Annotated in this window: 13 protein-coding genes and 1 tRNA gene; 10 read left to right on the top strand and 4 right to left on the bottom strand. The window is 44.5% G+C overall.

The genetic code is table 11. From position 1 onward, the window contains the following. The first annotated feature begins 27 nt into the window (after positions 1-27). Together RHM67_RS14860 and RHM67_RS14865 are read left to right on the top strand one after the other, a co-directional pair. Positions 28-112: transfer RNA gene (locus RHM67_RS14860), tRNA-Ser, on the top strand. Between the two features lie 270 nt (positions 113-382). Beyond that, entirely contained in the window at positions 383-2,404 is a 2,022-nt protein-coding gene (locus RHM67_RS14865) for a tetratricopeptide repeat-containing sensor histidine kinase (RefSeq protein ID WP_322227616.1), read from the top strand. A gap of 75 nt (positions 2,405-2,479) precedes the next feature. Here the strand turns inward: RHM67_RS14865 and RHM67_RS14870 are convergent, their stop codons facing one another. Further along, on the bottom strand, positions 2,480-3,337 hold the full coding sequence (locus RHM67_RS14870) for a HopJ type III effector protein (protein ID WP_322227617.1): 858 nt from the start codon (positions 3,335-3,337) through the stop codon (positions 2,480-2,482). A gap of 401 nt (positions 3,338-3,738) precedes the next feature. Here RHM67_RS14870 and RHM67_RS14875 point away from each other — a divergent pair, with 401 nt between their 5' ends. From RHM67_RS14875 to RHM67_RS14895, 5 genes are all read left to right on the top strand, one after another. Next, on the top strand, positions 3,739-4,368 hold the full coding sequence (locus RHM67_RS14875) for a response regulator transcription factor (RefSeq protein ID WP_322227618.1): 630 nt from the start codon (positions 3,739-3,741) through the stop codon (positions 4,366-4,368). Between the two features lie 100 nt (positions 4,369-4,468). Beyond that, positions 4,469-5,578: a DUF4856 domain-containing protein gene (locus RHM67_RS14880; RefSeq protein WP_322227619.1), complete on the top strand. Its 1,110-nt coding sequence runs from the start codon at positions 4,469-4,471 to the stop codon at positions 5,576-5,578. An 85-nt stretch (positions 5,579-5,663) separates the two neighbouring features. After that, complete coding sequence (locus tag RHM67_RS14885; RefSeq protein WP_322227620.1) at positions 5,664-6,758, top strand: imelysin family protein; 1,095 nt, start codon at positions 5,664-5,666, stop codon at positions 6,756-6,758. 9 nt (positions 6,759-6,767) lie between these two features. Next, positions 6,768-8,126 carry an HTTM domain-containing protein gene (locus RHM67_RS14890; RefSeq protein WP_322227623.1) on the top strand — a complete coding sequence of 453 codons (1,359 nt, stop codon included), beginning with the start codon at positions 6,768-6,770 and terminating at the stop codon, positions 8,124-8,126. Continuing rightward, positions 8,116-10,539, top strand: coding sequence for a TonB-dependent receptor domain-containing protein (locus tag RHM67_RS14895; protein WP_322227624.1), 2,424 nt, complete (start codon positions 8,116-8,118; stop codon positions 10,537-10,539). The genes RHM67_RS14890 and RHM67_RS14895 overlap by 11 nt, the downstream gene beginning before the upstream one ends. A 47-nt stretch (positions 10,540-10,586) precedes the next feature. On the opposite strand, the gene msrA is transcribed toward RHM67_RS14895, so the two are convergent. Both msrA and RHM67_RS14905 read right to left on the bottom strand, forming a co-directional pair. Further along, on the bottom strand, positions 10,587-11,075 hold the full coding sequence (gene msrA, locus RHM67_RS14900; RefSeq protein WP_322227625.1) for a peptide-methionine (S)-S-oxide reductase MsrA: 489 nt from the start codon (positions 11,073-11,075) through the stop codon (positions 10,587-10,589). Positions 11,076-11,117: 42 nt separating this feature from the next. Next, positions 11,118-11,342, bottom strand: coding sequence for a hypothetical protein (locus RHM67_RS14905; protein WP_322227626.1), 225 nt, complete (start codon positions 11,340-11,342; stop codon positions 11,118-11,120). Positions 11,343-11,407: 65 nt separating this feature from the next. On the opposite strand from RHM67_RS14905, the gene RHM67_RS14910 reads away from it, so the two are divergent. The 3 genes from RHM67_RS14910 (at position 11,408) to RHM67_RS14920 (ending at position 12,035) form a co-directional block, all read left to right on the top strand. Then, a complete protein-coding gene (locus RHM67_RS14910; protein ID WP_322227628.1) occupies positions 11,408-11,554 on the top strand; it encodes a hypothetical protein in 147 nt (48 codons plus the stop codon). Next, complete coding sequence (locus RHM67_RS14915; RefSeq protein WP_322227630.1) at positions 11,524-11,748, top strand: hypothetical protein; 225 nt, start codon at positions 11,524-11,526, stop codon at positions 11,746-11,748. Before RHM67_RS14910 ends, RHM67_RS14915 begins: the two co-directional genes overlap by 31 nt. A gap of 68 nt (positions 11,749-11,816) precedes the next feature. Further along, the gene (locus tag RHM67_RS14920; RefSeq protein ID WP_322227632.1) at positions 11,817-12,035 is read left to right on the top strand and encodes a DUF6965 family protein; all 219 of its coding nucleotides are present in this window, start codon (positions 11,817-11,819) and stop codon (positions 12,033-12,035) included. A gap of 59 nt (positions 12,036-12,094) precedes the next feature. Here RHM67_RS14920 and RHM67_RS14925 read toward each other — a convergent pair whose 3' ends face one another. Continuing rightward, positions 12,095-13,750 (bottom strand): thiamine pyrophosphate-binding protein, encoded by a 1,656-nt coding sequence (locus tag RHM67_RS14925; RefSeq protein WP_322227633.1) that lies wholly within the window; start codon positions 13,748-13,750, stop codon positions 12,095-12,097. Between the last annotated feature and the right edge of the window lie 4 nt (positions 13,751-13,754).

The raw sequence follows: 13,754 nt of genomic DNA on the forward strand, positions 1-13,754 counted from the left end.
TCGCCCCGGATTTGTACTTTTGTCCCCGGAGAGCTGGCAGAGTGGTCGATTGCGGCAGTCTTGAAAACTGTTGACTGTAACAGGTCCTGGGGTTCGAATCCCTAGCTCTCCGCTGATTACATTAACAAAAATATTTAAAGCCCCTTAATTGCGAAATTAAGGGGCTTTTTCTTTTACAGAATAGGGTTATGTATTTAGTTCTGATCTCCAAACCATTGATCACCATCTGATTACAAATAGTTCAAATTAAATTTTATGCCTTAAGAACAAAATTATACCTTTAAGAACAAAACCTAAATTTTAATAACGAGCTATGTACTGTTTGCCTATCACAAATCGCTCCCGATCTTTCAAAAACAAAGTTTTCCTGATCAGTTTAATTTTGACTATCGGCCTTGATTCCTGCAGGCAGTTGCCTAAAGAAAACCCCAATCATACTGCTCATGCCGACAGCCTCATTTGGCGTGCCGATGAGTTGCAGAACAGCGATCATCCCCTGCGATCCCTGGTTTATCTTGATTCCGTTTACCGGGTTTTTCCTTACCCGGGCCCGGTAGATCTATGGAAAAAATACCGGCAAAAAAGTTATTATTATTTAAACTATGATTTTAATCCGAATAAAGCCCGGTTTTACGCGGATAGTATGGCCTTGGTGTTGAATGGTGAAAAAACAGCCCCTGATGAACATTATGCCTACGCCTGGACACTTTTTACCATGGGAAATATACTCCTGGCCGAAAAGAAATATGCCGAGGCTTTTAAAAACTTTTATGACGGTCGGGTATCCGCGAAAAAGAACTTGGACAACTGCAATTACTGCCAGTTCAGCTATCAGTTGGGCCTGGTCAGGTTTAGGCAGGGACAATACGGGAAAAGTATGCCTTATTTAAAACAGGCACTGGCCGAAAATGGCCAGTGCAAAGCCAGTCCAGGTTCCTATAATGCCTTTTATTTCCCGCAGACCACGCTCAATACGATTGCCTTGTGCTATGAACGTATAAACCAGCCGGACAGCGCGGTAGCTTATTACCGGCACGCACTTGACCTGATCGATCGACAGTCTTCCGTATCTACTCAAGGGCAGCGGTTTACAGCAACAGCCAGAGGCGTGGTCTTGGGTAACCTCGGCGGTGTTTACGTCAAATTAAATAAATACCGGGAAGCTGAAAAATACCTGAAGGAAAGTATCCGGATCAATGACCGGCCCGGCTATGCCGTCGATGATGCACAGACGGCTAAGCTCAAGCTGGTTGATCTTGATATCCGGTCAGCGCATTATCCCGCAGCTGACTCTCTATTGAGGGCACTGGAAGCAATCATTGCCCACAGGCCGGAGCAACACATGCGCGGTGAAGATATCCGCATCAAATGGTTGCGGCTCAAATGGGCTTATTATGACCGGACTGGGAAATCCGCCCTGGCCTATGCCTATGTGCAAAAATATGATGTTCTCCGCGACTCGGTGGCCGATGCCAATAAGGGGCTGGATAACGCCGATATGGAAGCGGCCTTTAAGAGTAACGAACAACAATACCAGGTGGCCCTGCTCAACAAAGAAAACCAGACCAAAAAAATATCCCTGCTCAGTATCATCGTGTTTGCCGTGATGGCCTGCGGCATCCTGATGTGGCGGAGCCTTAAACGCTCCCGGATGGTCAATAAGCTGATCCTTGCGCAAAACAAAGAGATCATCACGCAGAATGAGCAGCTGCAAAAGGCGCTCAGCGCCCTTGAACAGAGCCAGGCAGACAATACCCGGATGATGAAGATCGTGGCTCATGACCTGCGCAATCCCATCAGCGGCATGTTTTCCATCGCATCCATGATGCTTGATGATCCGAAACGCGCGGAAGAGGATAAAATGTTGCTGGAACTGATCACAATCTCCGGGCAGAATTCCCTCGAACTGGTGAGCAACCTGCTCCAGGTGCATATGAAAGTGGAGGAATTAAAAAAAGAACCGGTTGACCTCGGCCAGTTGTTACATTATTGCGTTGACCTGCTGCGTCATAAAGCGGAAGCGAAAGGACAGCAAATCTATTTACAGGGAACTGCTGTTATGATACCCGTCAACAGGGAAAAGCTATGGCGGGTCGTCAGCAACCTGATTGCAAACGCCATCAAATTCAGCCCTACAGGGGCTATTATACGTGTGAGCTTACAGGAGGAAGCGGACCATGTACGAATTACCGTGGAAGATCATGGTATCGGGATCCCGCAGGAAATAGGGTCAAAAATATTTGATATGTTCACCGAAGCAAAAAGGGTCGGTACAGGCGGGGAAGAATCATTCGGTCTGGGGTTGGCGATCGCCAAACAGATCGTGGATGCCCATGGCGGTAAAATCTGGTTTGACAGCAAACCGGGAAACGGGACGACCTTCTTTGTCGAACTGCCGCTGTAATGGATATAGCAATTAATTGACCATTTTAAAAAAAGTTTAAAAAACCTCATTTATCGGGCGGCCTGTTTAGGCGTACTATACAGGCATTTGTAACAGTGTAAAAATACCTCCTTTGTAATGCGCGGGAAGATCTGGGGTGTAATTAATACTGGTATTTCCAATAAGGGTAAAACCACTGTTTACATAGTAGTTTATGAGCCTGTCGTTTCCGCTACCCGTATCTATACGGATGTATAAAAGATGGTTGGCCCCGGCAAATTCCCGTGCCCAATCAATAATATGTTTAAGCAGGTTATGCCCGCGGAAGGATTGGCTGTTAGCTATACGGTGAATATAAATAGCAGGCGTAGTGGCCGAATCTTTCCAAATAAGCGGGTCACTGAGGGTGATGCAAAAAGTGGCGACTATTTCACCATCAGCTAAAATTTTAAAATGCCGATTTTCGTCTATTTCTTTTGCTATCAGTGCCGGTTCAAACCCCAACCAATGGTTATTACCAACCTTTTTCTGGTAGACAATAGCATCATCATAAAGCGCGAAAATTGTTTCTGAGTCGTTTTGTTGGGTGTGTTTTATTTCTATTTGCATGGGGCTATTTAGGGTTAATGCTTCGCCCTCAAAAGTTATCCCCTTCCAACCGTTTATCATAAACTGCCTGATGTTTTGGTGGTCTGTTGCATCGGGCGTATTTAAAACAGCCTGGTAATGCTCTGCAAATAATTGAAGTGTATCTGCTTCGTTCAAATTATTCAATTGCGCGAATGTGAAAACCTTCGCGCTTCCCTGGTTTTGGGTAGCTCCATTATAAGCCTCACCATTTTTAAAGGCGGTTGGCTGGTGGTTGTAGTAAGTTTCGATAAAACCGATAACATCGGTAAACTTAGCGGTATTGTTTTTAAGGGATGTAATCAGGCCAGATAATTCGTTTTTCATTAGTTTATTCTATCCTTCAAAAGTAATAAATCTATCTTAAACTTGTCGGTTACAGTCGCCAAATGTTCACGTTCACGCTTGTGAACACACATCAAACATCCTTTAATAACTGATAATCAGAAAATTGAAAAATATTGTGCTGACAAAACGCTGCCACCATCAGTTATGTAAAATTGCTTATAGTTGCTTAATCCGCATTGTGTAAACAGGCGATGCCCAAGCCATTCCATAGCACTTGAATAGGTAACACCTGCGTTATTTTATCACCGAAAAACGACTTTATAACGCCTGTAATAAAAATAATTAGATAGCAAATGCATGTCGAAATATAATTTTTTTCAGTTGAAGCAACGTTTGTCGTATTTTCGCCGCACTCTTTGGATTAAGTCTAGATAAAAATAATGTTAAAGATACTCATCGCCGATAATCAGATACTTACCTACAAAGGCATTGTTGCTTTAATTACCGATGTTAAAGATCTTAAGGTTATTGGCAGGGCTAAAAACTTTAAAGAACTGGAGTTGATGATAGGTAAACACCAGCCTGATGTTATTATTATCGATCATCACCAGGGCGACGATCTTGAAGCGAATTTTTTGCAGGACACCCATATTCCATTCAATCATACCCATATTGTTCTTATCTCTAACAAACAAAACCGCAACGAAATAATTGAACTGGCCGACCTTGGCCTTAAGAACTATGTAAGCAAAGAATGTACTCACGACGAATTAATACAAGCTATCCGCAGCGCGGCAAAGGGCGAACAGTTTTATTGTGAGATAACCATGCATACTATTTTTGGTAAAAGCGTCCCCACAAAAAATGGCGACGCCGTGCCTGTTTTATCTGTTAGGGAAACCGAGATAATCAATCTCATTGCCGAAGGTTTAGCCAATAAAGATATTGCCGAACGCCTTTTTTTAAGCGTGCATACCATTAAAACACATCGTAAAAACATCATTAAAAAATTGGGCTTCACTTTTAAAAACGCCTCCGAATTGGTTTTATTTACCGATTATCTTAAGTAAATTTATTTAGACTAATTATAAATTACCCCCGAGGGGGTATTGCCCCGCCTTGCCATACCCCATAGTTTTGTAGCCAGAAACAATACTCAAATCCTGCAAAATGAAAAGATCCTTTACCGTACTAACCGTACTATCTGCGGCATTGTTATTTACAGCAAGCTGTACAAAAAATGATGACTTGGTTACAGCACCTGTTGATGAAGCAGTTACCCCATATGATGTACCAACTACTTACAACTTTGCTAACGCCGATTTTTTAAAAGCAAGCCAGCGTGTTAAAATGGGTGCCGAATTAAACAGCTACCTTGGCACTGCAAACAACGCGGTTATCACATCTGCAAAAGCAAACGATTATTTCGATAATAAAAACAACCTGTTTACTACTGATGCTTCTTTAAATGCATCGGGCGTTACACTTGCCGAAAAAACTTCTGATGCTGCTTACTTCAGAGGCCACTTTGCTACACTAGCAACAAACAGCTTAAGCAATACGGTTACTGCTGCCGATGGTACTGCAGGTATTATAGTTGTTGGTACTACCAAAAGGTTAGTAGGCCCAACCGGTTTAGAATCTAACCAGGCAGTTGCTAAAGGTATGATGGGTGCTTTATTTTTTAAAGAAGCTGTTACGCTTTTAACCAACATCCCTAACGATGATAACAAAACAGTAACCAACGGTACTACTTTGGCACAACGCCACTGGGATGAAGCTTTTGGCAACTTAGGCGTACCTGTTAATTACGACCCAACCGTAACTTACGTTAATACTGATCCTCTCCGCCCTTTATTATGGGGTGGTTACCTTGCGGAGCGTGGTAAAGAGATCCTTGCCGGTAAAACTATTTTTGATGCATTCCTGAAAGGCCGTGCTGCCTTAGGTGGCCATGATAAAGTTGTTGTTGCCGCACAGGCTAAGATCATTATTGATAAATGGGAGCAATTAAACGCTGCTGCTGCTTTAGAGTATTCAACCATCCCAACCCGTTCGGTTAACGTTGGTAACCTGGCAACTCAGTTCCACGCTTTATCAGAAGGTTTCGGTTTCATTCATTCTTTACAGTTCCGTGCTACAACAAGCAAACTTAGCGCTGCTGATTATGCTACGTTGAAAAGCATCTTCGCAACCAACTTCTACACACTTATCAACGAGCCGGGCTTTACCAAATTGGTACAAGCCCAAACCATTCTTAAAACAACTTATGGTTTGTAATTAACCATATTTTAATAAAAAATTACCCAGTAAGCTCTTTGGTTTTAAACACCAAAGAGCTTCTGATATAAAAAAAAACACCATTATGATGATCATAAACAGATTAAGGGCCGGGATATTTTTAGGAATAGCCGCGTTTGCAATTGGATTTGTAGCCTGTTCAAAATCAGACAATTCAACAACCAAGCCCGACCCAGCCGAGAACGGTTTTGATAAGGCGGCGATGTTAACCAACTATGCCGATAATCTTATCACCCCCGCCTACACCAGTTTACAAACACAGTTAGGCGTGTTCGAAATAGCCGCAAACAGTTTCCTGGCAGCGCCAACCTTTGCCAACAAACAGGCGCTAAAGATTGTTTTTAAGGATACCTACCTGAAATTTGAGCATGTTTCGGTTAACCAGTTTGGCCCTGCCGAAGCTGCATTGTTCACCAACTTTACCAACACCTTCCCTACAGATTCTATCGCGATAGAAGGTAACATCACCCGTGGCACTTACAGCCTTACCGCAAACAGCGCTATAGGCCAACAGGGGTTCCCGGCGTTAGATTATTTATTGTTTTCATCTAACCATTTAAATGAGTTTAGCGCTAATGCAGTTAACCGTAAAAAATATGTACAGGATGTAATTGCCCGTTTAAAAACGCTTACCGGCACGGTATTAACCAGCTGGCAAAACACCTATCGTGCAAGCTTTATAGCCAACACACGGTCAGATTCGGGCAGCCCTATCGCTTTCCTTATCAACCAGTTCGCGTTTGAGATGGACCAGCTAAAAGGGCCGCGCATTGGCTGGCCTTTTGGCAAGCAATCGGCAGGTGTTTTGTTTCCAAATAACTCCGAAGGTTTTAACGCGGGGATCTCTGTGGCCCTTGCTACCGAAAACCTGATAAGCCTTAAAGCCATGTTTAATGGTAATGGCAGCGGCAAAGGCATGTCAGATTATTTGATTGCCCTTAAAAAAGACAAGTTGAGCAGCGATGTTTTGACCCAGTTTGATAAAGCCATTAACGCTTTAAAGGCCGTGCCTGACCCTTACGCTACTTCCATGTCGTTACATAAAACCGAGATCGAGGCCGCTTACCGCGAGATCCAGATCCTGCTAACGCTGATCAAAACAGACGTAGCATCGGCAACAGGCGTGCGCATTACTTACCAGGATACCGACGGCGACTAACAGCATACATTGAAAACATTCTTAAAAGCGCAACTCAAAAACCTGCAACGGCCGGTATCCATTGCCCCATTGGCAACCTTTAGGGTGTTGTTTGGGCTGATGATGCTTGCCGGTACCATTCGTTTTTGGATGAATGGCTGGATAGCCCAGCAGTACGTTACGCCCAAATTTCACTTCACCTATATGGGGTTTGATTGGGTGCACCCATTGGGCAATACCGGCATGCACCTGGTGTTTGCTTTGATAGCGCTTTCCACTCTATTGATAGCTGCCGGCCTTTTTTACAGGTTGGCGGCTATTGTGTTTTTTGTGGCCTTTACTTACGTGGAGTTGATAGATGTTACCAACTATCTTAACCATTACTATTTCATTAGCCTGGTTAGCTTTCTGCTCATCTGGCTGCCTGCCAACAGGTATTTTTCGCTCGATGTCCGCATCTGGCCGAATTTGAAACGTACGCATATCCCCTTGTGGGTTATTGGTGTTATTAGGCTACAAATTGGTGTAGTTTACTTTTTTGCGGGCCTTGCCAAGCTAAACCCCGACTGGATGCTGCAAGCACAGCCCATGAAGATCTGGCTGCCGGCAAAAAGCCATCTGCCTGTAATTGGCAGTTTTATGTACAAAGAATGGGTAGCCTACCTGTTTAGCTGGTTCGGGGCTTTTTATGATGTGTTCATCGCTTTCTTCCTTATCAACTGCAAAACAAGGCCTGTGGCATATGTTTTTGTATTGGGTTTCCATATTGCTACCGCGATAGTTTTCCCGGGGATAGGCCTGTTCCCGTATGTGATGATCATTAGCAGTTTTGCTTTCTTCAGTTCGGGCTATCACCAAAAATTGCTTAACCGTTTCCAAAAAAGCAACCTGAGTAACGGGGTTAAAATTTATAACTACGCCCCTATCCTGCAACCCATACTGGCTATTTGTATAGGCATTTATTTTTTAATTCAGTTCATCGTGCCTGTACGGTTCCTGTTCTACCCCGGCCATTTATTTTGGTACGAAGAGGGTTACCGTTTCTCGTGGCGGGTTATGCTGATGGAAAAATCTGGCAACACTTTCTTCACTGTAAAAGAGCCATCAACCGGCAAAACTTACGAGGTAGAGAACCGTGAGTTCTTAACCCCTTTACAAGATAAAATGATGAGCACCCAGCCAGATATGATACTGCGTTACGCGCATTATTTGGCTGATGTTTACGCTAAACGCGGATTGAAAAAGCCCGCGGTTTATGCCCAATGTTTTGTAGCCTTAAACGGCGAACGCTCCCGGCCGTATGTAGATACTGCCGTTAACCTTGCTGTACAGCCGCTTAGCTGGCAGCATTATAACTGGGTTTTACCCTTTACCGATCATGAAAAATAGACTATTACTTTTTATATCTACCATTGTATTTGTGCTGATAACCGGCACTGCTTTCGCGCAGCAATTGCAGATAAGCGGTACTGTAAAAACAGGCAATAAGGTAATTGAAGGCGCAACAGTAACGTTACTGCCCGATACCTTAAAAACTGCAAGCGATGCCGCCGGGCACTTTGCATTTAACAGTTTAAAACCCGGCAGTTACGAAGTATTGGTGACCTATTTAGGTGCCGAAACTTACCGCAAAAAAGTTAACCTTAAAGGCCAAAGTATCACCCTATCTGTCAATGTAAAACAGGAAGATACCCGCGAGCTTTCGGAAGTTAATGTGCAGGATACCGCCTTTAAACAGGCATCGGGTAATTTGCGCCAGATAGAGGGCACCGCTATTTACGCCGGTAAAAAAACCGAGGTGATCAATATAGGTAGCCTTAATGCTAACCTGGCTACCAATAATACCAGGCAAATTTATAGTCGCGCGGCGGGTATCAACATTATAGAATATGATGGCGGCGGCCTGCAATTAGGTATTGGCGGGCGCGGGCTAAACCCAAGCCGGGTATCCAACTTTAATACCCGCCAAAACGGTTACGACATTAGTGCCGATGCGTTGGGCTATCCGGAGAGTTACTACACCCCCACTACCGAAGCTGTGGACCGGATCGAGATCATCCGCGGGGCGGCAAGTTTGCAGTACGGTACACAGTTTGGCGGCCTCATAAACTTTAAAATGAAGCAGGGCCCGGCTAATAAACCTTTTGAGATAACCAGCAGGCAAACCGTTGGCTCGTTTGGGTTCTTCAATACCTTTAACAGTATTGGTGGGTCTACCAAAAAACTAAATTATTACGCTTACTACCAATACAAACGCGGTGATGGCTGGCGACCAAATAGTCGCTTTAGCCAGCATGGCGCATACATCCACCTGGATTACGCCATAAGCGACAAGCTAAAAATAACCGGGGAGTATACCTATATGGATTACCTTGCGCATCTGCCGGGAGGATTAACTGATCAGCAATTTGCAGAAGACGCACATCAATCTGTACGCGCCCGTAACTGGTTCAAGGTAAACTGGAACCTGGCCAGCATCAGCCTCGATTATAAATTTAGCGATAACACAAAACTTAATTGGCGCACCTACCATTTGGATGCAGGCCGTACGGCACTTGGCATACTCGATTTTATTAACACTGATGATGATGGCGGCCCGCGCGATATGCTTAAAGACCATTACGATAATTATGGCACGGAGTTGCGCGTGTTACATCAATACAAATTGGGTGGCACACAAATTAATTCGTTACTTACAGGCGTGCGTGTTTATAAGGGCAAAACCCTGCGCAGCCAGGGCGCGGCAGATGCCGGCAGCGGCCCTGTATTTGAGTATAGCAGTGCTTTCCCAAGCAGTTCGCAGTATACTTTCCCGGGTATAAACGTAGCCGTATTTACCGAAAATATCTTCCAGATTACCGATAAATGGAGCGTAACGCCGGGCGCGAGGTTCGAGTTTATTTCAACCAAGGCCGATGGGTACTATACAAAACGATCAAGCCCATACCCGGATTACTACCTTATTCAAACCCCCGAAACCAAAGTCAACAACCGCTCCTTCGTATTCTTTGGCATAGGTACATCCTACAAACCGGCCAAAGGGGTTGAGGTATATGCCAACATCTCGCAAAACTATCGCTCTGTAAATTTCAATGATATCCGCGTGCTTAACCAGAATGCCCGGGTAGACTCAAACCTAACCGACGAGCGTGGTTATACCATTGATGGCGGTGTGCGTGGTAATATCAACAGCTTTATGCGTTACGATGTAAGCGTATTCTATTTAAAATATAACCGCCGTATAGGCTCTGTATTTACGGCCAGCGATGATTATACCGTTGCCTATCGTTTCCGCAAAAACATTGGCGATAGCCGCAATATAGGTTTAGAAAGCTTATTGGAAGCCGATCTGCTGAAAGCATTTACACAAGGCACAAGCAAATACAAACTATCAGTTTTTACCAACTTTGCCCTAATAGATGCAAAGTATGTGAACAGCCTGGATAAATCTGTTTTAAAAGGCAACAAGGTAGAGTTTGTACCACCGGTGTTGTTCCGCACGGGCCTGTCGTTCGGCAATAAGCGCTTTGATGTGAGCTACCAGTTCTCGTATGTAGGCAAACAATACTCTGATGCAACCAATACAGAGTACTCTCCAAGGGCAGTAGACGGCGTGGTACCTGCTTACAAAGTGATGGACCTAAGTGCCAGCTATAACTGGAAATGGTTTACCCTATCTGGCAGTATCAACAACCTGGCTAACGAAAAGTACTTTACCCGCCGTGCGGATGGTTACCCCGGCCCCGGTATTTTACCATCAGACCCACGGGGATATTATATGACCCTGCAAATCAAATATTAAGTAAACAATAAAGGCGAACCAAATGGTTCGCCTTTATTGTTTGGATGTTATACTGCCCATTCCGGCCGTTCCCAATGGCAGGTATAACCGTAAGGGTTTTTCTGCAGGTAATCCTGGTGCTCGGCTTCGGCATCCCAAAAATCGGTTGCGGGCACTACTTCAGTCACAATTTTACCCGGCCATTTGCCCGATGTATCCATCTCTGCAATTAGCGTGTTCGCTGTTTCACGCTGCTCTTCGCTCAGGTAAAAAATTGCCGAGCGATAAGATATGCCAACATCGTTTCCCTGCCTGTTGCGGGTAGTAGGGTCGTGGATCTGGAAAAAGTATTCTAATAGTTTGCGGTACGATGTTTTATCAGTGTCTAAAGTTATCGCTATACCCTCGGCATGTGTGCCATGGTTACGGTAAGTAGCATTGGGCACATCGCCCCCGGTATAACCCACTACGGTTTTTATAACGCCCGGTTGCTGTCTTATCAGTTCTTCAACGCCCCAAAAGCAACCGCCGGCCAATATGGCTTTTTCAGTATTCATATAAATGTTATTATTAGTTTATCAGAGTATTAATCCTATTCGTCAATTATAAATAGAAGTGGTGTAAGGCGCAAATTGTTTTTTACAAACAGAGGGTAAAATTCGTCGCCCCCCAATATTTACCGTCGGAACAAAGCACACAAACGCCACTACCATTAAATTGAATGTACCTGCTAAATTATTAATATTAGGCTTAAGCTCTATCATTGCCTTGTCATCGTTTACGGGCAAGCTAAAACCAAGGGTTAAGCTTAAAATAGTTAACATCGTAAATCTCATTCGCCTGCTGTTACCGAAGATGTTTTGTACCAAACGGAAAGCAGGTGCAGATCATGAACAAATATAAACTGCGCGGCACGTTCCTGTTGCAGTACGATGCGCTGATGGATGCCCGTTATCAAAAATTACTTAAAAGCCTTGCTCCCGGTTCTTTTGAGATGGGCGGCTGGTGGGAGATCCCGCAGCCAATTGGTTTTTAGACCTCAATGTAGCCCCGAAAGCGGAGTTGCCATTTATTGCGGTTAACAAAACTGATATCAGCAGCAAATTTCATGGGTTGAATTATGAAGTAACCACACCCGATGGGGAATTTTCAAAACCGGATAACTGCAAGGTGTTCCGTATAAAGCCCGGCAAAAACACGTTAACGCTAAATTTTGCCACAGGCAAGTAGCCTTATGATGCGATATTATGTTGATAGTTTTCTGTCTCGCATGATAGCATTTATTTTACTTTTGCAGCATGACTGATGAGGAGCTGATCGCTTATTTTGAACACGCTAAATTACCCGAAACTATACGTTTAGATAGGGCTACCACCCAACATAACCTACCGCAGGCCGTGCAAAATAATATAGAGCTAATGAGCGACCCGGCTAACCACCGTTGCAGGCACCGTTTACGCAGGATTGCCGCCGCATTTGAGAAACCTTACGACGGACCGGAGATCCCAAGATTTTAATATAAAAAAAGCCTTTAGAAATACATCTAAAGGCTTTTTACTTTTGAAAAGAGATCCAACTATAAGTTTAAGCTTTCAATCTTCTTTACATATTCGGTTGGGATATCTTTAGGGTTTATCTCTATAGCGATGATCACCGGGCCATCCTTATAAGCAAAGGCCAGTTCAAGTGTCTCGTAAAATTTATCGGTATCGTTTACCCTAAAACCTTTACCGCCGCCAAAAACCTCTGGGAAATTCTCATACTTCCAGCGGTTAAGGGTATTAAAGCCGATAGACGGCGTAGATGGGTCGGTGTAGAATTTCTTATCCAGCAAAAACTGCTCAATCCCATACAAACCGTTATCAATAACCGCTATAATGGATGGAATCTTATATTTCACCATAGTAGAGAACGTTTGCGCTATCATCTGGAAGCCGCCATCACCGCTAACAATTATCGGTCTTTTGCCGGTGGCCAAATGCGCGCCTATGCTGGCAGGTGTGCCCTGCCCAATGGAAAGCCATACCGGGTTTGCCAAAAACATTTTGGTTGCCGGCATTTGCAGGTCTGATGCAGGGTAACTGCTTAAACAGGTATCGGCCACCATCAGCATCTGATCACCTTTATCGCTCAGGAATTTATTGATGGCTTTAAAAACACCATCGTGCGTTGGCCTTTCGGTAGGTTTACGCATAAGTTTTTGATTGTCAATTCGTTTAGATCTATTGACTATTAATAATTGGGCTTGCTTATGCGATAAAATGCCTTCCAAAAACCCTTTCAACACCACGCCTTCAAACGCTGTTGATGCTATCCGGGCTTTGCCGTAAGACACATCAACCATCGTTTTATACTGGGTTTTTACCAATGAGCCATGGTCTATCCCGAAGATGCAGCCAAGCGCGATAAAGCAGTCCGAAGCTTCGGCGTAGCGGCGCGGTGGCTTGTTTACCAGGTCGCTGTCGTATGTGCCGATGAATAATTCGTGCCCTTCATCTATTACCGATTTAGACAGCAGCGTGGTGCAAAACGGGATCTTCAACTTCTCGATAACCGCCAGCGCTTGTTTGGCAAGCCCCCTCCTGCAGATCTCTGATCCTAACAAAATAACAGGTTCTTTCGCGACCGAAATCCGCTCAAAAAACGCTTTTAAAACGTCCTCGTTAGCTATAATTTCTTCCTTAGCCGGTTCCTCTTCTACAACTTCAATTTCTTTATCCCAAAAGTTGTTGGCAACCTCCAAATAAACCGGGCCGGGTGTTTCGGATGCTTTTTTGAACAAGCCGGATATCAGCGCCTGCGCGGTCGACAGATCGGTTAGCATATCGGCAGCCACGGTAACATTTTTGTAGATCTCCAGATCGGCGTTGCGTTTACCCGTGGAGTGCGAGAACAGGATGCCGTAATCGTCCTGGTCAGCCTGCTCGTTTGCGGTTGGGCCACCGTTCAGCACGATCATGGGTACCTTCTCGGTATAGGCACTGGCTATAGCGTTGATCATGCTCAGGTTACCCACCCCGTAAGAAACCGCCACTGCCGACATAGGCGCGAACCGCCCGTAACCATCGGCAATGTACCCTGCTTCCAGTTCGTTTACGGTAACCAGGTATTTCATCTCCGGGTCGTTATCAACCGCGAAGTAAATGCCCGCGCATGATGTACCGGGCACTCCAAAAATATGATGGCAGCCATGTTTCTTCAGGCATTGCAATATGTATTGTGCTACAGTCATGATG

Origin of the sequence: Mucilaginibacter sp. 5C4 (genome assembly GCF_034345625.1) — a bacterium.
Taxonomy (GTDB): domain Bacteria; phylum Bacteroidota; class Bacteroidia; order Sphingobacteriales; family Sphingobacteriaceae; genus Mucilaginibacter; species Mucilaginibacter aurantiaciroseus.